General features: G+C 60.9%; 22 protein-coding genes, 1 tRNA gene and 1 pseudogene. 14 read left to right on the top strand and 10 right to left on the bottom strand.

Annotated features, from left to right (window positions below):
* The first annotated feature begins 1 nt into the window (after nt 1).
* The 4 genes and pseudogenes from R1A29_RS06445 to ppk2 all read left to right on the top strand — a co-directional run bounded on the left by R1A29_RS06445 (nt 2) and on the right by ppk2 (nt 2,665).
* Nucleotides 2-764 (top strand): annotated as a pseudogene (locus R1A29_RS06445) (MBL fold metallo-hydrolase).
* Nucleotides 765-792: 28 nt separating this feature from the next.
* Nucleotides 793-1,506, top strand: coding sequence for a phosphoribosylaminoimidazolesuccinocarboxamide synthase (gene purC / locus R1A29_RS06450; protein WP_007958019.1), 714 nt, complete (start codon nt 793-795; stop codon nt 1,504-1,506).
* A gap of 84 nt (nt 1,507-1,590) precedes the next feature.
* Nucleotides 1,591-1,680, top strand: a tRNA-Ser gene (locus tag R1A29_RS06455).
* Between the two features lie 160 nt (nt 1,681-1,840).
* The gene (gene ppk2, locus R1A29_RS06460) at nt 1,841-2,665 is read left to right on the top strand and encodes a polyphosphate kinase 2 (RefSeq protein WP_438300965.1); all 825 of its coding nucleotides are present in this window, start codon (nt 1,841-1,843) and stop codon (nt 2,663-2,665) included.
* 88 nt (nt 2,666-2,753) lie between these two features.
* On the opposite strand, the gene R1A29_RS06465 is transcribed toward ppk2, so the two are convergent.
* Nucleotides 2,754-2,945 carry a YegP family protein gene (locus tag R1A29_RS06465; protein ID WP_064383113.1) on the bottom strand — a complete coding sequence of 64 codons (192 nt, stop codon included), beginning with the start codon at nt 2,943-2,945 and terminating at the stop codon, nt 2,754-2,756.
* Between the two features lie 238 nt (nt 2,946-3,183).
* Here R1A29_RS06465 and R1A29_RS06470 point away from each other — a divergent pair, with 238 nt between their 5' ends.
* The 3 genes from R1A29_RS06470 to R1A29_RS06480 all read left to right on the top strand — a co-directional run bounded on the left by R1A29_RS06470 (nt 3,184) and on the right by R1A29_RS06480 (nt 5,795).
* On the top strand, nt 3,184-4,104 hold the full coding sequence (locus tag R1A29_RS06470) for a LysR family transcriptional regulator (RefSeq protein ID WP_085710257.1): 921 nt from the start codon (nt 3,184-3,186) through the stop codon (nt 4,102-4,104).
* Nucleotides 4,105-4,167: 63 nt separating this feature from the next.
* Nucleotides 4,168-5,376, top strand: coding sequence for a low temperature requirement protein A (locus R1A29_RS06475; protein ID WP_438300966.1), 1,209 nt, complete (start codon nt 4,168-4,170; stop codon nt 5,374-5,376).
* 53 nt (nt 5,377-5,429) lie between these two features.
* A complete protein-coding gene (locus R1A29_RS06480; protein WP_438300967.1) occupies nt 5,430-5,795 on the top strand; it encodes a 5-carboxymethyl-2-hydroxymuconate Delta-isomerase in 366 nt (121 codons plus the stop codon).
* A gap of 3 nt (nt 5,796-5,798) precedes the next feature.
* On the opposite strand, the gene R1A29_RS06485 is transcribed toward R1A29_RS06480, so the two are convergent.
* Together R1A29_RS06485 and R1A29_RS06490 are read right to left on the bottom strand one after the other, a co-directional pair.
* Nucleotides 5,799-6,734 (bottom strand): LysR family transcriptional regulator, encoded by a 936-nt coding sequence (locus R1A29_RS06485; protein ID WP_085710261.1) that lies wholly within the window; start codon nt 6,732-6,734, stop codon nt 5,799-5,801.
* Between the two features lie 213 nt (nt 6,735-6,947).
* A complete protein-coding gene (locus tag R1A29_RS06490; RefSeq protein ID WP_438300968.1) occupies nt 6,948-8,132 on the bottom strand; it encodes a cyanate transporter in 1,185 nt (394 codons plus the stop codon).
* A gap of 308 nt (nt 8,133-8,440) precedes the next feature.
* On the opposite strand from R1A29_RS06490, the gene R1A29_RS06495 reads away from it, so the two are divergent.
* The 4 genes from R1A29_RS06495 to R1A29_RS06510 all read left to right on the top strand — a co-directional run bounded on the left by R1A29_RS06495 (nt 8,441) and on the right by R1A29_RS06510 (nt 12,678).
* Entirely contained in the window at nt 8,441-10,084 is a 1,644-nt protein-coding gene (locus R1A29_RS06495; protein WP_438300969.1) for a phosphoethanolamine transferase, read from the top strand.
* A gap of 131 nt (nt 10,085-10,215) precedes the next feature.
* On the top strand, nt 10,216-11,349 hold the full coding sequence (rnd, locus tag R1A29_RS06500) for a ribonuclease D (protein ID WP_438300970.1): 1,134 nt from the start codon (nt 10,216-10,218) through the stop codon (nt 11,347-11,349).
* On the top strand, nt 11,346-11,639 hold the full coding sequence (locus R1A29_RS06505; RefSeq protein ID WP_085683112.1) for a YcgL domain-containing protein: 294 nt from the start codon (nt 11,346-11,348) through the stop codon (nt 11,637-11,639). Before rnd ends, R1A29_RS06505 begins: the two co-directional genes overlap by 4 nt.
* A 106-nt stretch (nt 11,640-11,745) precedes the next feature.
* Nucleotides 11,746-12,678, top strand: coding sequence for a D-2-hydroxyacid dehydrogenase (locus R1A29_RS06510; RefSeq protein WP_085710268.1), 933 nt, complete (start codon nt 11,746-11,748; stop codon nt 12,676-12,678).
* 60 nt (nt 12,679-12,738) lie between these two features.
* Here the strand turns inward: R1A29_RS06510 and R1A29_RS06515 are convergent, their stop codons facing one another.
* Complete coding sequence (locus R1A29_RS06515) at nt 12,739-13,332, bottom strand: nitroreductase family protein (protein WP_085605592.1); 594 nt, start codon at nt 13,330-13,332, stop codon at nt 12,739-12,741.
* Nucleotides 13,333-13,614: 282 nt separating this feature from the next.
* Here R1A29_RS06515 and R1A29_RS06520 point away from each other — a divergent pair, with 282 nt between their 5' ends.
* Both R1A29_RS06520 and R1A29_RS06525 read left to right on the top strand, forming a co-directional pair.
* The gene (locus R1A29_RS06520; protein WP_003222605.1) at nt 13,615-14,064 is read left to right on the top strand and encodes a YcgN family cysteine cluster protein; all 450 of its coding nucleotides are present in this window, start codon (nt 13,615-13,617) and stop codon (nt 14,062-14,064) included.
* Between the two features lie 50 nt (nt 14,065-14,114).
* Nucleotides 14,115-15,344, top strand: coding sequence for a hypothetical protein (locus tag R1A29_RS06525; RefSeq protein ID WP_438300971.1), 1,230 nt, complete (start codon nt 14,115-14,117; stop codon nt 15,342-15,344).
* 3 nt (nt 15,345-15,347) lie between these two features.
* Here the strand turns inward: R1A29_RS06525 and R1A29_RS06530 are convergent, their stop codons facing one another.
* The 4 genes from R1A29_RS06530 to R1A29_RS06545 all read right to left on the bottom strand — a co-directional run bounded on the left by R1A29_RS06530 (nt 15,348) and on the right by R1A29_RS06545 (nt 17,497).
* Complete coding sequence (locus R1A29_RS06530) at nt 15,348-15,725, bottom strand: YgaP family membrane protein (protein WP_438300972.1); 378 nt, start codon at nt 15,723-15,725, stop codon at nt 15,348-15,350.
* A gap of 81 nt (nt 15,726-15,806) precedes the next feature.
* Nucleotides 15,807-16,277 (bottom strand): RNA methyltransferase, encoded by a 471-nt coding sequence (locus tag R1A29_RS06535; protein ID WP_007958066.1) that lies wholly within the window; start codon nt 16,275-16,277, stop codon nt 15,807-15,809.
* A 112-nt stretch (nt 16,278-16,389) separates the two neighbouring features.
* The gene (locus R1A29_RS06540; RefSeq protein ID WP_007944009.1) at nt 16,390-16,761 is read right to left on the bottom strand and encodes a YajD family HNH nuclease; all 372 of its coding nucleotides are present in this window, start codon (nt 16,759-16,761) and stop codon (nt 16,390-16,392) included.
* Nucleotides 16,762-16,810: 49 nt separating this feature from the next.
* The gene (locus R1A29_RS06545) at nt 16,811-17,497 is read right to left on the bottom strand and encodes a hypothetical protein (RefSeq protein ID WP_438300973.1); all 687 of its coding nucleotides are present in this window, start codon (nt 17,495-17,497) and stop codon (nt 16,811-16,813) included.
* 77 nt (nt 17,498-17,574) lie between these two features.
* Here R1A29_RS06545 and R1A29_RS06550 point away from each other — a divergent pair, with 77 nt between their 5' ends.
* A complete protein-coding gene (locus tag R1A29_RS06550) occupies nt 17,575-17,859 on the top strand; it encodes a hypothetical protein (protein ID WP_114881811.1) in 285 nt (94 codons plus the stop codon).
* On the opposite strand, the gene R1A29_RS06555 is transcribed toward R1A29_RS06550, so the two are convergent.
* Together R1A29_RS06555 and R1A29_RS06560 are read right to left on the bottom strand one after the other, a co-directional pair.
* The gene (locus R1A29_RS06555) at nt 17,856-18,329 is read right to left on the bottom strand and encodes a cyclic nucleotide-binding domain-containing protein (RefSeq protein WP_085710279.1); all 474 of its coding nucleotides are present in this window, start codon (nt 18,327-18,329) and stop codon (nt 17,856-17,858) included. The two genes, R1A29_RS06550 and R1A29_RS06555, sit on opposite strands and share 4 nt — an antisense overlap.
* 109 nt (nt 18,330-18,438) lie before the next feature.
* Entirely contained in the window at nt 18,439-20,493 is a 2,055-nt protein-coding gene (locus R1A29_RS06560) for a S9 family peptidase (RefSeq protein WP_438300975.1), read from the bottom strand.
* Nucleotide 20,494: the final 1 nt, after the last annotated feature.

Raw genomic sequence — 20,494 nt, forward strand, 5'->3', positions numbered from 1 at the left:
AATGCGTTTTGCCGTTCTCGGCAGCGGTAGCCAAGGGAACGGCACGCTGATTGCCAGTGCTGATACGTATGTGCTGGTGGATTGTGGTTTTTTCCCTGCGGGAAACCGAAAAACGCCTGTTGCGCCTGGGTGTGAACCCGGCGCAGCTGAGCGCGATACTCGTGACCCACGAACATGCCGACCACGTGCATGGCGTGGGTTTGCTGTCTCGGCGCTACAATCTGCCGGTTTACCTCAGTCGCGGCACACTGCGCGGGATGCGCAAACCGATTGAGCCCGCAGGCTTCGTGGCCGGCGGCGAGCAGCTGCAGATCGGTGCTCTGGACATCCGGGTCATTGCCGTGGCCCACGATGCACAGGAACCGACCCAGTATGTCTTCAGTGATCAGGAACAGCGGCGCTTCGGCCTGCTGACCGATCTGGGTTCATACTGCGAGCGGGTGCTGGACGGTTATCGGGACCTCGATGCGTTGATGATCGAGTCCAATCATTGCCGAGACATGCTGGCCCGTGGTCATTACCCGTACTTTCTCAAGCAGCGGGTGGGCGGCGAGCTGGGACATTTGAACAACCATCAGGCGGCATTCCTGGTGGCCGAGTTGGGCTGGCAAGGCCTGCAACACCTGGTCCTGGCCCATCTGAGCAGCAAGAACAACCTGCCGCAGCTGGCCCGGCAATGTTTTGTCGACACCCTCGGGTGCGACCCGGACTGGCTGCAACTGGCCGATCAAGATTCAGGGCTCGACTGGCGCCACATCGCCTAGCCCATCTACTTAGCAAGCGGAGCCCATCATGGAAAAACGTGAAGAACTCTACCGCGGCAAAGCCAAATCGGTTTACAAGACCGACGACGCTGACCGCTTGATCCTGCTGTTTCGCAACGACACCTCGGCGTTCGACGGCAAGCGCATCGAGCAGCTCGACCGCAAAGGCATGGTGAACAACAAGTTCAACGCCTTCATCATGCAGAAACTCGAAGCGGCCGGCATTCCGACCCAGTTCGACAAGCTGCTGGCCGACAACGAAGTGCTGGTGAAAAAACTCGACATGATCCCGGTCGAGTGCGTCGTGCGTAACTACGCCGCCGGCAGCCTGGTCAAGCGTCTGGGCGTCGAGGAGGGCATGAAGCTCAACCCGTACACCTTCGAACTGTTCCTGAAGGACGACGCCAAGGGCGACCCGTTCATCAACGAATCCCATGTCGTGGCATTCGGCTGGGGCACCGCCGAGCAACTGGCGCGCATGAAAGAACTGTCGCTCAAGGTCAACGAAGTCCTGAGCAAACTGTTCGACGACGCTGGCCTGCTGCTGGTGGACTTCAAGCTTGAATTCGGCGTGTTCAGCGACGGCTCCATCGTCCTGGGCGACGAATTCAGCCCGGACGGCTGCCGTCTGTGGGACAAGGACACCAAGAAGAAGATGGACAAGGACCGCTTCCGTCAGGGCCTCGGTGACGTCATCGAAGCCTACGAAGAAGTCGCCAACCGTCTGGGCGTACCGCTTTAATCGACGCAAGCATCTGATAGCACGGAAAAAATTTCGTTTAGGGGTTTCCCATTCAACGAAAGTGTTGTTATGATGCGCGCCGTTGGAGAGATGCCAGAGTGGCCGAATGGGACGGATTCGAAATCCGTTGTACCTTCACCGGTACCTAGGGTTCGAATCCCTATCTCTCCGCCATACATAGAAAAAGCCCCGTAGATGAAAGTCTACGGGGCTTTTTTGTTTCTGATCAGTCCTTGCACCAATGGGCGGAGCGCAATACTCCAGCGCATCCAGGCTGCTCACACTCCGAATTAACTGACTAAACTCCTGCATTCCAAATGCATGAGGTTCGGTCATGGCAAAGGGAAAGAAGAAAGACACGCCCAGAGAAACCCCCGCAGATCGCCCGAAGCTATCGAGCAAAGACTATCTGACGGAGCTGCGTCGACTGCACGTTGAGCTCGTCAAGCTGCAGGAATGGGTGAGGGCCGAGGGCATCAAGGTCTGTGTGATTTTCGAGGGGCGTGACGAGGCGGGGAAGGGCGGGACGATCAAGGCGCTTACTGATCGGGTCAGCCCGCGGGTCTTCCGGGTGGTGGCGTTGCCGGCCCCGAGCGAGCGTGAGAAGAGCCAGATGTACATGCAGCGTTACCTGCCGTATCTACCGGCGGCGGGTGAGGTGGTGATCTTCGATCGCAGTTGGTACAACCGCGCCGGTGTCGAGCGGGTGATGGGGTTCTGTAGCGAGAATCAGGCCGAAAAATTTCTCAGGACGGTTCCCTTGGTGGAGCATGCCATCGTCGATTCCGGGGTGATTCTGCTCAAATACTGGTTGAACGTCAGTCAGGAAGAACAGACCCGTCGGCTGGAGGAGCGTATCAAGGACGGCCGAAAAATCTGGAAGCTCTCGCCCATGGATCTCAAGTCGTACAGCCGCTGGTATGACTACTCGCGGGCGCGTGACGACATGATCAAGGCGACCGATACCGAATATGCACCCTGGCTGGTGGCCGACTCGAATGACAAGCGGCGAGCGCGCCTGAATATCATCTCCGATCTTCTCAGCCGCATCCCGTACAAGAGTGTTTCGCGCGAGAAGGTTGAGTTACCCAAGCGGCAGAAGCCTGGGGGCTACAAGGAATCGGATTATCCCTTCAGGCACATCCCCGAGAAATTCTGAAGACAGGGATTCGCGTCAGTCTCGGAAAAGCCCCGTTGATGAAAATCAGCGGGGCTTTTTTAGTTCCTGCAGGATTGTCAGCCAGCCCTCAAATCTCCTTCACCGGCGTATCCCCCTGCACACCCTTGATCAGCTCGATCACATGCAGACAATCCGCCTTGTTCACATACGACTCGCCACTGGCAACCGTCTCATGGTTTCCCGCCCGCAGGCGCCAGCGCCATTGGCCCTTGCCGGTGCTCGGGGTGCCCTTGGATTGCCTGTAAATCTCGAAATACATTCAGTTCGCTCCATGCGATGGGATATTGCGACAAGCTGTTTGACGCATGCCCGCAAGCCTAGCGGAGCCTTGTTATTTGGCTATCGGGGATTTGTTTCCAATCGTTGGATCATGTTTCTGCGATGCGCAGGGCAGGGCGTCGGGATTGGCCTTCTGACGATCTACTGGACCATTCGCGCATAGACGATAACGACAGGGCTTTCTACACTGCCCGCAATCCGGGGACAGGGGGCAATGGATGAACCGCAATGAACTTCGCAAGGCCGACATCAACCTGATGGTGGTGTTCGAGACCTTGATGCTCGAACGCAACGTGACCCGGGCCGCCGAGAAGCTGTTTCTCGGCCAGCCGACCATCAGCTCGGCGCTCAATCGCCTGCGCACGATGCTCAACGATCCATTGTTCATTCGCGTCGGCCATCGCATGGAACCGACAGCCCGCGCCGAAGACATCTATCGCCATTTGAAACCCGCGCTGGACTCGTTGTCGGTGGCGCTGAGCCTGACCCGTGATTTCGATCCCGCCGTCAGCACCATGACCTTTCGCATCGGCCTGTCGGACGACGTCGAGTTCGGTCTGCTGCCGCCCCTGTTGCGCGCCTTGCGCCAGGAAGCACCGAACGTGGCGTTCGTGGTGCAGCATGTCGATTACTGGCGGATTCCCGATCTGCTGGCGGCTGGCGATATCACCGTCGGTATCAGCCAGACCCGTGGCCTTCCGGCCAATGCCAAGCGCAAGCTGCTGCGGCATATCCAGCCGAGCATCCTGCGCGCCGACAAGTCCGCCACCCCGCTGACCCTCGACGAATATTGCGCACGGCCCCATGTGCTGGTTTCCCACACAGCCAATGTCAGTGGTTACGCCGATGAGTGGCTGGCGGACCTCGGTCGAACCCGTCAGGTGGTGTTGTCGGTGCCGCAATACAGCGCACTGCCGGCGCTGCTGGCCGGCACCGATCTGATCGCCAGCCTGCCGGACTACACCGCCGAAGCCATGGCGGCCTCGGGCCTGCTGTTCAAGGAACCGTTTCCGTTCAAGACCCCGACGCTCGACCTGTCGATGGTCTGGCTCAGCCATGTCGACAGCGACCCGGCCGAACGCTGGCTGCGCTCGCGGCTGGAGCAGTTCATGAGTGAGCGGCCTCACTCGCCGCTCTGACTTGCCGAGCCGTGGTCCGGCTGCTTTGCTGAGTACACCTGAACTCGGTGGAGCCTGGACCCCATGAGCATTTCCCGTGGTTTGCTGCGTGGGCGCGGCAGTCTCGACAGCGGCAAGGTCGGCATGGTCGAACTGTTTTTCGATCTGGTGTTCGTGTTTGCCGTGACTCAACTTTCCCACACCTTGCTCGCGCACTTGTCGGTTATCGGTGCGGTGCAGGTGACGCTGATGATGGTCGCGGTGTGGTGGGTGTGGATCTTCACGTCCTGGATCACCAACTGGCTCGACCCGGAAAAACTGCCGGTGCGCCTCGGACTGTTCGGCCTGATGATCGCCGGTTTGCTGCTCTCTTCCTCGATTCCCAAGGCATTCACCGAGCGCGGCCTGATGTTCGCGGCGGCGTTCGTGTTCATGCAGGTCGGGCGCACGCTGTTCGCAATCTGGGCGGTACGCGGCGAGTCGCTGAACATGACGCGCAACTTCCAGCGCATCCTCGCGTGGCTGATGTTGTCCGGGGTGTTCTGGATCGGCGGGGCGTTTGTGGAAGGCGAGCAGCGGTTGCTTTGCTGGGCGCTGGCGCTGCTGATCGAACTGATTTCGCCGTCGCTGTATTTCTGGGTGCCGGGACTGGGACGCTCGTCACTGAGCGACTGGAACGTCGAAGGCAATCACATGGCCGAGCGTTGTGCGCTGTTCGTGATCATCGCTCTGGGTGAATCGTTGCTGGTGACCGGCGCGACCTTCGCCGAGCTGACACCGGGCCGCGATGGACTGCTGGCGTTTCTGGTGGCGGTGCTGGGCAGCATCGCCATGTGGTGGGTGTACTTCGACAGCGGTGCGGAGCGCGCGCACCACCGTATCGCTCATTCCGCCGACCCCGGGCGCCAGGCGCGAATCGCCTACACCTACCTGCATGTGCTGATCGTCGCCGGGGTCATCGTCAGCGCAGTGGCCGATGAACTGGTGCTGGTGCATCCGGATCATGCCAGCGATTCCGGCATTGTCGTGATCATCGCCGGGCCATGGCTGTTCCTGCTCGGTAATGCGCTGTTCAAGTGGGTCATGGCTGATCGACCGTTCCCACCCTTGTCCCATGTATTCGGGCTGGTAGTGCTCACGCTGTTGTTGCCGCCGGCACTGAATCACTGGTTTTCAGCCTTGGCGCTGGGCGCGTTGACCACGGCAGTCGTGGTGCTGGTGGCGATCTGGGAAACCCTGGCGCTGCGTCGGGAGCTTCCCGTTCCTGTGTCGGAAAAAGCCGCAGGAGAGTAGGGCGCAGCTGTGTTATATGTACGGCCTTTCTGCCGACCGTTTGGAGTCTTTCGATGCCACACCTGCACATGGAATACACCGCCAACCTGCCGCAACTGAACGCCGACGTGGCGTTGATCCGGCTCAACAACACCCTGGTGGGTTCCGGTCAGTTCGCGGCGGAGTTCGATATCAAGAGCCGTGCGGTCAAGGTCGAAACCTTCAAGGTCGGCACGGCCATGAGCGAGCGGGCCTTCGTGGCGGTGAGGCTGGCGCTGCTCAGCGGTCGTTCCCCGGAGATCAAGAAACAACTCTCGCAAAACCTGTTGGCGGTGCTGCAGGAGCTGTGCGAGTGGCCGGCCGGTGTCGAAGTGCAGTTGAGCGTGGAACTGCTCGACATCGACCGCGAGTCCTACAGCAAAGTCGCCATCGGCGTGTAAGACTCAGGCCGCCTCCAGCTCCGCGCAGGTCTTGATGACCTGCTCGCGCAGCCAGAGGTTGGCGCTGTCCTGATCGACGTTGTGGCTCCACTGCATGTCGAGGGTGAACCCCGGCAGGCCGTTGGGTGCCTCGCAGTGATTGAACACCGCGTCGTTGGTCAGCAAGCGCTGGATCCGCCGGGGCAGGGTGAGGATGAAATCGGTGCCGGTGATCATCTTCAACGCCGCGCTGTAGCTGTTGGAGCGGGCGACGATCTGGCGCTTCTGTGCCTGCCGCGCCAGCCAGCCATCAACCATGTTGGTGGTGGACGTCCAGGGCGTCGGGAACACGTGCCGGCGTTCGGTGAAGGCCTGCAGGCTCAGGCGCGGCTCCAGCGGCGTCGCACGTTTGTCGAAGACGCAAACCAGATCATCCTCCAGCAGCATCCGCGATTTCAGGTCGGTATGGCTGCGGTGGAAATGCGGGCCGAAACAGATCACCAGATCGAGGCTGCCATCGCGCAACTCTTGCGCCGGTACGTCGGTTTCGAACTTGTGCATGTTGACCATCACCGGCAGATCGTCGAAGTCAAAACGCTTGAGCATGCGCGGCAGGATCAGTTGCTCGAAGTATTCCGGGGCGCAGATGTTGAAGGTCACCGGTTGCGCCATCGGGTCGAAGGTCGGGGCGCCGGCGTGGCACAGGTTGATGCTTTCGAGGATTTTCTGCACATGGCCATACATGCTGCTGGCCTTGTAGGTCGGGCGCATGCCCGTGCGGGTGTTGACGAACAATTCGTCTTCAAAACTGGTACGCAGTTTCTTCAGGCAGTAACTGACGGTGGACTGACTGACAAACAGCGCCTCCGACACATCGGTGACGCTGCTTTGCTCATACACGGCGACAAACACCATGAGATCCTGCATATCGAGCTTTCTAAGCAAGTTACTGTTCAGCATCCGTTCTGTCTCGCTGTGCTCCTTGCGCCGAATCCGCGCAAACGTGTGCGCATGATCGTAACGGAACGATGGTGCCAGGAGAAAGCCCTGTAGGATTTTTCACGGACAGTTGTGGGACAGAAAGTTTTAGTAATACGACGTGTCAAAACGATCCTGTAAAAGATGGCCAGAAGCCTTTAGCCAGAGGGGTGAAGCACCGTGCACAACGCCCGATCAGCAAAAGTGCCGGGCGTATTGCCGAGGGTCGAAACGCAGCACGATCAGCAGCATGACCACCATCACCGCGGTCAGCGACCACCAGGCCCATTCGAAGCTGCCCAGTCGATCACGGATCACCCCGGCCAGCAGCGGCGACAGGCCGGCAATCAGGTAGCCGATGCCTTGCACGAACGCGGTCAACCCGCCGGCACGCTGTGGGTTGTCGAGGTGATCGAGGGAGACGATCAGGCTCATCGGGAACAGCCCGCCAATTCCCAGGCCCAGCAGGCACGGCCACAACAGGCTCAGGTGTTGCGGGCTGATGATCAAGCCGCAGAATCCGCCAATGATCAGCACCAACAGGGCACCCAGTACCAGACGCCGGTCACGGTTGCGGTTGGCGATAGCGGGAACCACCAGACCGGAAATCACCTCCATGGCCGTCAGAAAACCCAACAGCAGACCGGCGTTCTGTTCGCTCCAGCCGTTTTCCACGTAGTACGGCGCCAGCCACGCGAGTACACAGGTGTAGGAAGCCGTCCCCAGACCGAAGAAGATGGCGAGCAACCAGGCGCGGGAATGGGTGAAGAAGGCCTCCTTCTTCACGGCAGTGGTGGTGACGGAAGGTACGTCATCGCGTTGTGACAACCAGAACAGCAACGCGAGCAGCGCCAGTACCGCCCAGATCGCCAACCCTGCACGCCAACTGCCGGTACCGAGCATCACCCGAGGCGCGAACGAGGCGGCCAGGGCGGCGCCGCCCATGATCGACGTGACATACAAGCCCATGCACAGCGCCACGTTGTCGGGAAACCGCGATTTGATCAGTGCCGGCATCAAGGCCTGAATCAGCGCGATGCCGATCCCGGCGAGCACGGCGCTGACGATCAGTTGCGCCGCCGAGTCGAGAAACAGCCGCGACAGCGTCGCCACACCGATGATCAGCAACGACAGCAGCACCGTGCGCCGCTCGCCCAGACGCTGGCTGATGCCGATCCCGAAAAACATCGCCAGCCCCATGGCCATCACCGGCAGCATGGTCAGCAGCGATGCCAGGCTGAAGCTCAGCGGAATATCGCCACGAATCGCCGACAGCAAAGGCCCGACGGCGGCCATCGACGGGCGCAGGTTAAGGGCGACCAGGACGATGCCGAGCATCAGCCAGACGTCGGGGCGGGCAGTGGCGCGAACGTTTTCCATCTTCAGACCTTTGAATCAGAGGCTGTCGATTAGGCGGGCGCGATACCGGCGCCGGCAAATCAGAAAATCCCGAGGGGTATTTAAAAAATCGATACGCCTCCTGTGCGCTCTGCCGGAGCGAGCTGTAATTTATTCTGAATCACACCTGACAAATGTCCGGATTTCATGGTTATTTCATGAGCCAACTAATCGTTGGCTTCTTTTTCACAAAAAATTGATGGGGGGCTACGTAGAGTTTTCATTGCCCGGGTCAATGAAGTTTTTACAATTGGCCACGGCGCTTCTTTTTCAGGAAATAGCCCCCTCATATGTTGAAGTTAAAAGCCGTGCGCCCGAAATGGGTGACGTTGTTTGCCAGCGCCTTTCTTTTGATCGGATTCAATTTCGTACTTTGGCAACATCTCCTCGAGATCACCGCTGCCGACGGCATCGCCATGGGTATTGCGTTCGGAGTGATGATCTTCGCGGCCTACAACATCGTGCTGACCTTTCTGGCGTTTCGCCCGATATTGAAACCGGTGTTGACGGCGCTGTTTCTGACCAGTGCCGGTGTGGCTTATTTCATGAGTCAGTATGGTGTGATGATTGACGCCGGCATGTTTCGCAACTTCGCTGAAACCAATGCCACGGAAGTTCGTGATCTGCTGTCATTGAAGTTGTTCGCCTATCTATTGTTTTTGGGCGTACTGCCGTCGTGGTTGTTGTGGAAGTTGCCTGTTGATTATCGTCGCTGGCACCGCGAGTTATTAAGCAAAGTTGTGGTGTGTGCAGCATCGTTCGCTGTTATTGGTGGCGTGGCACTGGCCAACTATCAGGGCTTGTCTTCGCTGTTTCGCAACCACCACGAATTGCGCCTGATGCTGGTGCCGAGCAACTACATCGGTGCATCGGCCGGCTATCTGCGTGAACAGGTGGTTTCCGCCCGGCAACCGTTCATCAAGATTGGCGAAGACGCCCAGCGCAACCCGGCACTGCAAAACCGTCCGCGCAAGTCGCTGACCGTGCTGGTGGTGGGTGAAAGTGCCCGGGCGGAGAACTTCGGCATCCTCGGCTACCACCGCGACACCACGCCGAAACTGGACAAGGAAGCCGGCCTGATCGCGTTCACCGATGTGCATTCCTGCGGTACGGAAACAGCGGTCTCGGTGCCGTGCATGTTCTCCAACATGAGTCGCCAGGATTACGACGCCAGCAAGGCGAAGAATCAGGAAGGGCTGCTGGACGTGCTCAAGCGCGCCGGCATCGATGTGATCTGGCGCGACAACCAGTCGGGCTGCAAGGGCACCTGCGATCGCGTCACCCTGCAGGACGTGAGCAATCTGAAAGACCCGGCCCTGTGCGCCAACAGCGAATGCCGCGACGAAATCCTCCTGCAAGGCCTGCAGAGTTTTATCGATCACCTGGACAAGGACACCGTGCTGGTGCTGCACCAGATGGGCAGCCACGGCCCGGAATACTTCAAGCGTTATCCCAAGGAATACGAACACTTCACGCCGGTGTGTGAAAGCAACGCGCTGAACAATTGCAGCCGCGAAAGTATCGTCAACGGTTACGACAACACGCTGGTGTACACCGACCATGTGCTGTCGAGCCTGATCGATGTGCTGCGCAGCAATCAGGAAAAAGTCGATACCGCCATGCTGTACCTCTCCGATCACGGCGAGTCCCTGGGCGAGTACAACCTGTTCCTGCACGGCACCCCGTACATGCTGGCGCCGGAGCAACAGAAACATGTGGCGATGCTGGCCTGGTTCTCCGACAGCTATCAGAAGTCCTACTCGGTCGACACCCATTGCCTGCAGTTGAGCCGCGACAAACCGTTGAGCCAGGACAACCTGTTCCATTCGATGCTCGGTCTGCTGGAAGTGCAGAGCAAGGTCTATCAGCACGATCTGGACCTGTTTGCCGGTTGCCGGGGGGCGGTCATCGACGGCGTATTGGCCAAGGACTGATCCGTCGGAATTGTTCTGTAAGACTATTCTTGCTGGCAGGCAGGAGATTTCATCAACGCTCTTGCCCTGCACAGGCGCGGAAAGCGCCGGTGGCGATATATACTGCGCGCCATTCTTGAAGGGAGAGCCGTGTGGCCATCGATATTCACTGGATTCGCGACAACGATAGCCTCGCGCAGTTTTGCGCCGAGTGGCAGCAGCTGCCTTTCGTTGCCCTCGACACCGAATTCATGCGGGTCGACACCTTCTACCCGATTGCCGGTCTGTTGCAGGTCGGCGACGGCAAACGCGCCTATCTGATCGACCCGCTGACCATTGACGCCTGGCAACCGCTGGCGGCGTTGCTGGAAAACCCGGCGGTGCTCAAAGTCCTGCACGCCTGCAGCGAAGACCTCGAAGTCCTGCTGCGCCTGACCGGCAGCCTGCCGGCGCCGCTGTTCGACACGCAACTGGCTGCGGCCTACCTGAACCTCGGGTTCTCGATGGGCTATTCGCGTCTGGTGCAGGAAGTGCTCGGCATTGAACTGCCGAAGGGCGAAACCCGTTCCGACTGGTTGCAGCGTCCGTTGTCCGACACGCAAATCAGCTATGCCGCCGAAGATGCCGTGCATCTGGCGGAAGTTTTCGTACAACTGCGTCCGAAACTGTCCGACGACAAATTCGCCTGGGTGCTGGAGGACGGCGCCGAACTAGTCGCCAACCTGCGTCGCGAGACCGATCCGTACGAGGTGTATCGCGAGGCGAAACTGGCGTGGAAACTGTCCCGCGCGCAACTCGCCGTTCTGCGCGAGCTGTGCGCCTGGCGTGAACGCGAAGCTCGCGCCCGCGATCTACCGCGCAATCGCATCGTCCGTGAGCATTCGCTGTGGCCGCTGGCCCGCACGCAACCGGACAACCTCAGCGCGCTGGGCAAGATCGAAGACATGCACCCGCGTACCGTGCGTCAGGACGGCGAGTTTCTGCTTGATCTGATCAAGCGCTCTGGCAGTGTGGGGCCTGATCAGTGGCCGCCAGCCGTGCCGGAGCCGCTGCCGATCGAAGCCGCCGCGCTGATCAAGCAACTGCGCGCCCTGGGCCAGGCCGAGGCTGAACGCCTGGGCATCGCGCCGGAACTGATGCTGCGCAAGAAAACCCTCGAAGCGCTGGTCAAAAGCGGCTTCCCCGAGGGGCCTTACCAATTGCCTGATTCGCTGCGTGGCTGGCGCCGCGAATTGATGGGCCAGAAGCTGCTCGACAGCCTGGCCACTGCCGGAGAACAGCCTTGAAACGTATTTGCTCCATTTACCAAAGTTCGAAGAAAAGCGGCATGTACCTTTACGTGCTCAAAAGCGATGCGCTGGAGCGTGTGCCGGAAGCCCTGATGGCGGCGTTCGGCAAGGCGAAGCATTCCTTCGATCTGGTGCTGACCCCCGAGCGCAAGCTGGCCAGCGAAGACATCGCCGTCGTCCTGGAGAACCTCGACAAGCAGGGCTACCACCTGCAGATGCCGCCGGCCGAGGAAGAGTACATCGAGCACTTGCCGGAAGAATTGCTGCGACGCAACGACCCGGTCTGACCTGCGAGGCCCGGTCCCGGGCCTCTTGTAATCCCTGGAACTGTTTTTACGGCGACGACTGCCACGAAGTGGACGGCCGTCTGCACGGTTTGCGAAAGGTTTGAAGATGCGCGTTCTGATTGCTGAACACGACCACGCGATATACGCCCGACTGTTGCGTCAGGCGGCCCCGGAGCTTGAAGTGCTGACCAGCGGTGACTCCGCCGAACTGGCTCGCCAGGCCGTCGATTGCCCGGTGTGGCTGGGGCAGCCGGATCTGCTGGCGACCCTGCTGCGTCAGGGCCACCAGCCACAATGGCTGCAATCGACCTGGGCCGGCATCACGCCGCTGCTGGCCGACGGCTTGCGTCGGGATTACCGCTTGACCCGGGCGGTCGGCATTTTCGGTCAGGTGATGGCCGAGTACGTGCTGACCTACATGCTCGGTCACGAGCGCGAAGTACTGGCGCGGCTGGTCAGCCAGGTCGAGCGCAAGTGGGACAACCGCACCGGCCAGAGCCTGGTGGGGCGCAAGGTGCTGATCGTCGGCACCGGTGACATCGGCCAGAGCGTGGCGCAGTTCCTGCGGCCATTCGGCGTCGAGTTGTACGGCATCGCCAGCAGCGCCCGGGAGCAGGCGCCGTTTGTCGAAGTCGGTTCGATGGCTGACCTGCCTCGGCTGGTGGGTGAAGTGGATTACGTGGTCAATCTGCTGCCCAACACCGAGCACACTCACGACATTTACGACGCGGCGCTGTTCAAGCAATTCAAGCCGACCGGGTTGTTCATCAACGCCGGGCGCGGTGTGGCGGTGGTCGATGCGGATCTGGTGGAAGCGCTGAAGGAAGGCCATCTGGCGGGCGCGGTGATCGACGTCTGCCGTCAGGAGCCGCTGCCGCAACGTCATCCGTTCTGGACCGCGTGGGGCCTGCTGTTGACCGGGCACAGCTCGGCACCGACCTCGCCGCCGATGATGGTGCAGTTGTTTCTGGATAATCTGCGGGCGTATCAGGCGGGAGAAGCGTTGCGTGGGGAAGTGGATTTCGCACGCGGTTACTGATTCGCCGCGATAAAAACTGTGGGAGCAAACTTGCTCCCACAGTTCGTTTTGCAGTATGGCTTAGAGGGTGAAATCGCCTTCAGCCGCCAGCTCGCTCAGCGGACGACGCGGGCTCGGTGTTTCCCGTGCTTGCAGGTAATCCGCCAGGGTTGCCTTGTCACCCAGTTTGCCTACCGCTACAGCGGCGTGCAGCGCATAACCTTCCGGAATGTTCAGCTCCTTGCGGGTCAGCTCCTGATCGAAGCCGGCCATGCCGTGGGTGTGCCAGCCGCTCAGGCTCGCTTGCAGCGCCAGGTGGCCCCACGCGGAACCGGTGTCGAAGGTGTGCCACAGCGCCGGCGTTTCTTCGGTCGCACCCGGTGCGGTGAAGGTGGTTTTCGAAATCACGATCACCAGCGCCGACGCGTGCTGCGCCCAGCTGCGGTTGAATTCGTTGAGCAGGCCCAGGTAACGCTCCCAGTTCGGCGTGTCGCGACGGGCGTAGAGGAAACGCCACGGCTGCGAGTTGTACGCCGATGGTGCCCAGCGTGCGGCTTCGAAGAAGCTCAGCAGGGTTTCCTCGGAAATCGCTTCACCGGTGAAGGCGCGGGGCGACCAGCGATCGGTGAACTGCGGGTGAATGGCGTATTCGGCAACGCGAGGGTTGGCACTCATCGAGAGATTCCTTGCTACGTTTGAGGATAGGTTTGAAGCAAAACCCGGCGGGATCAGTTGGGCTGAACGATGGGGGCTGAATCCGAAGCCGTGCAGTTCACCGGAATGCAACGCGGTCGAGCGTTAATGGCACCCGGCCAGGGCTTCTTGAGACAGGCAAAGCTACTTGGCCGCGCAAAAACTGACAAGCCCTGCACAACCGGCAGTCGCCAGCGCTTGGCCCACGGGGCCCTGGGCACTAGACTGGCGGCCTTTTCACCACCTGATGTTGATGCTTGAGCCATGGCCGCCAAAGTCGAACCGTTCTGGAAACGCAAAACCCTCGATCAACTGGATCACGAGGAATGGGAATCGCTGTGCGACGGATGTGGCCTGTGCTGCCTGCAGAAGCTCGAGGATGAAGAAGACAACAGCGTCTATTACACGCGCATCGCCTGCAAACTGCTGGACCTGAAAACCTGCCAGTGCAGCGATTACCCGAATCGCATCAAGTTTGTCCCGGACTGCATCCAGCTCACCCCGGGCCAGGCCGAAGAATTCAAATGGCTGCCGCCGACCTGCGGTTATCGACTGGTCAGCGAAGGCAAGGACCTGCCGTTGTGGCATCACCTGGTCTGCGGTGATCGCGACGCCGTGCATCACGAACGGATTTCCCAGTCCGGGCGCATGCTCGCCGAAGGCAGCGTGCCGGAAGACGATTGGGAAGATCACCTGATTTTCCGGGCCGGCTAAGCCCCTCGAGGATCCAGGCCTCGAGGATCGAGTTTCAACAAGGAGTGTGTATGGCTGTGGGATTGCGCCGGACGCTGATCGTCGGACTGCTGATGCTGAGCGCGCCGGTGTGGGCCGCGAAAAAAGTCGATCTGGATTACCACGTGCGCCTGTTGCCGCAAAGCGATCAGGCCGAAGTGCGCCTGACCCTGGCCAAGGGCGAGGCCGTGCGCAGTCTGGATTTCGACCTCGGCGACGGCAGCCACTACAGCGACTTCAAGGCCGACGGCCAATGGCAACTGACGCCGGGCCAGCAGGCACGCGGCGTGTGGCGTCCGACGGCAGACAAGGCCAGCCTGACCTACCGCGTACGCATCAGCCACGGCCGCAAGAACGGCAGCTTCGACACGCGCATGACGCCGACCTGGGCACTGATGCGCGGCGATGAACTGGTGCCGCCGGCAAAGCTCGATCAGCAGGACGGCATCGAACTGGTCTCACGCCTGCAATTCGAACTGCCCGACGGCTGGAAAAGCGTCGAAACCGCTTGGCCGCGCATCGGCAAGAACAAATTCCGCATCGACAATCCGTTCCGCCTGTTCGACCGGCCCACGGGCTGGATGCTCGCCGGACACCTCGGCAGTCGTCGCACGCGGCTGGGTGAAACCGAAGTCACCGTAGCGTCGCCCCAAGGGCAGGGCATGCGCCGGATGGACGTGCTGACGCTGCTGACCTTCGTCTGGCCGCAGGTGCAAGCGGTGTATCCGCGCCATCCGGGCAAACTGCTGATTGTCGGCGCCAACGACCCGATGTGGCGCGGCAGCCTGGCGGCGCGGGAATCGATCTACCTCAACACGCGGTTGCCGCTGGTCAGCGAAAGCGGCAGCAGCCCTTTGGTCCGTGAGCTGGCGCAGGTGTTCGGACGGATCAACGACGAGCAGCGCAGTGACTGGATCAAGGAAGGGTTCGCCGAGTATTACGCCGTCGAACTGATGCGCCGTGCTGGTGGCATGAGCGACGAACGTTATCAGGCGTATCAGGTGAAAATGGCGAAGGACAGCCAGAAAGTGACGACTTTGCGCGGCGAGCAGATCAGTCCGGCGCAGGTCTCCAAAGCTGTTCTGCTGTTACAGGAGCTGGATCGCGAGATCCGTCTGAAGACCCGCAACAAGCGCTCGCTGGACGATGTGCTGCGCGGGGCGATGCATCTGGGGACGGTGGATACCAAGGCGTTTGTGCAACTCGCCGAGAGTGTCATCGGCGAGTCGTCCAAGGCGCTTGATTCCGGGTTGCTTCAGTAGCGATCAGACCCCGGCTTTGGGCGACCTCACCGAATCATTGCCGGTCACGGTGGCGGTTTTGGTCGCCGCTTCGGCATTGGCTTTGAGCTTGCTCAGCTCTTCACCGGCGCGCTCGATCTTCGTGCGCACGTTGTTCATATCCTGACGGCTTTTCTCCAGCAGGCTTTTCATCGAACTGTGGCCGGTGATGCCACGGGCCATGGCCACGCCGCCAATTGCCACCTGGATCAGACCGAACACGCCGCCACGGCGCAGGCCCTTGCCGACCATGATCACGCCGCCGGCCAGCGAGCCGATGCGCTCCCAGCCTTCCACATTCTGTTCGGAACGGGTCTGGAACGGGGTGGATTCGATACGCTCGACGCGTTTGAGCTCGGTCATGATCTTTCTCCAGGCAATGAGTGATGGATAAACAAGCTGACTGCACTGGCGGTCAGCTTGTTCCATCGGATGTGCGGCGTTTCAGCGGAATTTCGGCCCGGAACGGGTGTTCAGGCCTTTGGCCATGCGGTCGTAGAGCACGACGTTGACCGTGGCGGCGAGGTTCATGCAACCGGTGGTCGGGATGTACACGACGTCTTCGCACCAGTCGCGGATTTCCTGATCCAGCGAGCCGTCTTCGGGGCCGAAGATGTACAGGGCGCGATCCGGGTGGGTGTATTCCGGCAATGGGCGGGCACCGTCGACCAGTTCCACGGCGACCGGGACGCAATTGAGCGGCAGGATCTTTTTCAGGTCGTCGATGCCGATCAGCGGGATGTCGTAGTGCACGCGCTTGGTGTCGGTGACGAAATCGGCGGCGCGCTCATAGCGCTTGCCGGTGTAGAACACGGTCGACACGCCATAGCAGCCTGCGGCGCGCATCACCGAACCGACGTTTTCCGGTGATTTGGGGTTATACAAACCAATGCAGCTGTACCGTTTGTCTGCCACGAGCGGGGTGCCTTCGGGAAAAAGAGGGCGATTATACGGGGATTGGGGGAGGGCGGGCAGATTCAGGACAGATCGTTCCCACGCGGAGCATGGGAACGATCGGAGTGGTGACTCAGTCTTCTTTTTTCATGAGACCGGCCAGCGCCGCAAACGGGTTGTGCGTGGCCTTGGCGATTTTCGGCGTGCTCAGGGAGCCTTCGCCGAAATACTGCTGGTCGGTGTAGCGCGAGTGTTCGTTGTCGTGGCAGTACAGGCACAGCAGTTCCCAGTTGGAACCGTCCTGCGGGTTGTTGTCGTGGTTGTGGTCGCGGTGATGCACGGTCAGCTCGCTCAGACGCTTGCCGGAAAACTCACGGGCGCAGCGGCCGCACACGTGCGGGTACATCTTCAGGGCCTTGTCGCGGTAGCCCATTTCTTTGTCGCGCTGGTTGTCGGCAAGGATGCGATCCAGCTTCGAAGTGTTGGTCGGGGTGGACGAACTCATGGGTTCACCTTTGTAGAAAGACTAATGACGGTTATGACGCAAGTTTAGCTCAGCCCTTGAGCTTCTCGGCAATCCAGATCGTGTGGCGGGTGCCCTTGTTGCCGTGGGCGAAGACCTGCACTTCCTCGGCCTTGAAACCGGCCTTCTTCAATTTGTCGGAAAACTGCCGGTCGGCGCTGGCGGACCACACCGCCAGCACGCCTTTGGGTCGCATCGCCCTGGCACAAGCGGCGAGGCCGGCGGCGGAATACAGCCAGCTGTTGGCCCTCTGGGTCAGGCCTTCGGGGCCGTTGTCGACGTCGAGCATGATCGCGTCGAAGCCGTTCGGCTCGCTTTGCAGCACCTTGGCCACGTCTTCCTGACGGATCACCGTGCGCGGGTCGAGCAGCGGACGTCCGGACTTTTCACCGAGCGGGCCGCGGTTCCACTCGACCACGCCGGGCACCAGTTCGGCGACCACCACTTCGGCGCTCTTGCCCAGATGTTTGAGCGCGGAGGCGAGGGTGAAGCCCATGCCCAGCCCGCCGATCAGCACCCGCGAGTTTGGTCGGCCGGCAACCTTGCGGCACGGGATCTCGGCCAATGCGTCTTCGGAACCGTGCATGCGGGTGTTCATCAATTGCCCGCCATCGCCGCCCTGGATCTTGATGACAAAGTCCTCGCCATACTCGAACAGGCACAGGGCGCCGCCGTTGTCAGGGATCGGCGTGGTGTCGAGCAGAACGAAACGTTTCATGGAAATCTCTACAGGGGGAAGGCAAGCAGGCGCGTTGGGAGTAGCCTGAGAGCAGACTTCAGGCAACGGAGCCCTTGATGAAGCGCACCATTCTAACGGTCATTGCCCTGGCCGCGCTCTCGATTACTGCAGTGCAGGCCCAACAGACGATTCCCGCCAGCCCGACCCCGCAACCGGGTTCGCCCGGCACCGCAACGCCGACGCCGTATCCGCAGATCAGTCCGGTATCGATTCCCAAGGCCGGCTCCGGCAGTGGCGGGCCACCGCTGGTGCCGATCGAGATGCCCAGCCCGCCGTCCAAAGATCAGCCGCTGCCGGGTATCGAACAGCCCGAAGGTAAAACCAAATCCCCCGGCGGCTAGATCTGCTGTGCCGCCAGTTGGCCGTCGGCCATGCGCAGACGTTTGGAGAGGGAAACGGCGAGGGCGCGGATGATCTTGGCGGCGATTTTCGGCGCGTCGTTGAGCATTTTTTCCAGTGAGTCCTTGCCGAGGTTGAGCAACTGACAGTTGCTCGCCGCCACGCAAGTCGCCGAGCGGCGTTCGCCATCGAGCACGGCCATTTCGCCGAAGGCCCGACCGCTGCGCAGGGTGGCCATGGTAATGACCTGGCCGTCAGCGCCGGTTTTCTGCACGGCCACCTGGCCGGTGTGGATGATGCACATGAAACTGCCGGCATCGCCTTCGCGAAAGATCGCCTCGCCCTCAGCCACGGTGCTGATGCTGAAGTAGCCTGAAGCGGCGGCGAAATCCGCCAGTTGCAATTGATCGAACAGGCCGCAGTCCATCAGCCAGTCACGGATTTCGTTGTTCAGTAAGGTCGGTTCTGACATGTCATCGCGGTCTTTTTGTTGTGTCGGGTTACAGGCTCGCCACCGGGAGCCGACTTGATTATCGGCTTCCGGTGCCCGGAATTAAGACCCAAGTGACCGGCGGAGTTCCTCAGGCGATGCCCAGAACCTTGAAAACAAATGCATATTCGAGCGCTACGTCACGTAATCCCTGATAACGCCCGCTCATGCCGCCGTGGCCGGCGCCCAGTTCGGTCTTGAGCAGCAGCGGGTTGTCGTCGGTCTTGGTCGCGCGCAGCTTGGCCACCCACTTGGCCGCTTCCCAGTACTGCACGCGGCTGTCGTTGTAGCCGGCGATCACCAGCGTCGCGGGATAGGCCTGGGCGGTGACGTTTTCGTACGGCGCGTAGGCCTTGATTCGTTCGTAGACGTCAGGCTCTTCGGGGTTGCCCCACTCGTCGTATTCGGTGACGGTCAGCGGCAGATCCGGGTCGAGCATGGTGTTGAGCACGTCGACGAACGGCACTTCGGCAATCGCCACACCGAACAGATCCGGGCGCTGGTTGAGCACCGCACCGATCAGCAAACCGCCGGCGCTGCCGCCACTGATCGCCAGTTGTGGCGCGGTGGTGATGCCGTTGAGGATCAGGAATTCGGCGCAGGCAATGAAATCGCTGAAGGTGTTTTGTTTGTGTTCCTGCTTGCCGGCGCGATACCAGGCTTCGCCCAGCTCACCGCCACCACGGACGTGGGCGATGGCGAATGCCATGCCGCGATCCAGCAGGCTCAGGCGGGCGTGGGAGAACCACGGGTCGAGGCTCGAACCGTAGGCGCCGTAACCGTAGAGGTACAGCGGCACCGGTTTGCCGAGCATTTCGCGTTTCATCACCAGACTGATCGGCACCAGCGTGCCGTCCGGAGCCGTGGCCCACAGGCGCTGGCTGACGTAGGCGTCGGCGTCGAACGGGCCGAGCACCGGGGTTTCCTTGAGCACTTCCTGTTCGCCGGTAGCGAGGATCAGTTGCCGAACCTGGGCCGGGCGATTCAGTGCTTCATAGCGCAGGCGAATGCGGTCGCTTTCGAATTCCAGACTGTTTTGCACATAGAGGCTGTAGGCCGCGTCCGGCAATTGCACACGATAAGGCGCCAGGCCGTGTGGGCGCACTTCGATGATCGGCAGTCCGCCCTCGCGCAGACTCAGGGTCAGGGCTTCGGCGTTTAGGGTCACGCCATCGAGCATTACCGAATCGCTGTGGGGAATCAGATTCTGCCAGTCGGCTTCGCTCGGCGCGATGCCGGTGTCCGGCGCCTGATACAGCGCGAAGTTGATGCCGTCGCGGTTGGTGCGGATGAACCAGGTCCACTCGCCGTCGAGCTTGCCGTGATCAACGTCGTATTCGTGATCCTCGACCCGTGGCGCCAGGCAGGTGAACGGCTGGTGCGGCTGATTGGCATCCAGCGCCCAGACTTCGCTGGTGGTCTTGCTGCCGAGCGACAACAGCAATTGCTGTTCGGAGCTGGCACGGTAGCAATGCAGGAAGAAACGCCCGTCCGGCTCGTGGAACACCTCTTCGGCGGCGGTGCCGTCGAGGCGGTAGCGGAACAGTTTGTGCGGGCGATGGGTGTCGTCGAGCACGCCGAAGAACAGCGTCAGGCTGTCGTTGGCCCAGGTCATGCTGCCGTCGCAGTCCTGGAATTCCAGTTCGCTGATGCGCTCGCTGGCCAGTTCCTTCACGAACAGCGTGTAAATCTCGTCGCCCGAGGCATCGACGCTGTAGGCCAGGCGCTGGTGATCCGGGCTGATGCTGAATGCACCGAGAGAGAAAAAGCCGCCATTGGCCAGGGCATTCGGGTCGAGCAACAGTTGCTCGCGGCTTTCGTCGAGGGTCAGGCTGTCGTCGGCCGGGCGCGGGCAGCGGTAGTGGCGCGGGTATTCGTCACCCGCCGTGGTGCGGGTGTAATACAGATACGGACCCCACGGTGACGGCAGGGACAGGTCGGTTTCGAGGATCCGGCCCTTGATCTCCTCGAACAGGGTTTCGCGCAGCTCTGCCTGATCGGCGGTCTGCGCCTGCTGGTAGTCGTTTTCGGCCTTGAGGTAGTCGAGCACCGCGTCGGTGTCGCGTTCCTGCAGCCAGGCATACGGGTCGGCACCGGCATCCTTGCGGGCAATCGGGGCGCTGGTGACGTTGGCGGATACGGGCATG

The sequence above is a fragment of the Pseudomonas sp. NMS19W genome (assembly GCF_051554255.1).
GTDB classification, from domain to species: Bacteria; Pseudomonadota; Gammaproteobacteria; order Pseudomonadales; family Pseudomonadaceae; genus Aquipseudomonas; species Aquipseudomonas kribbensis.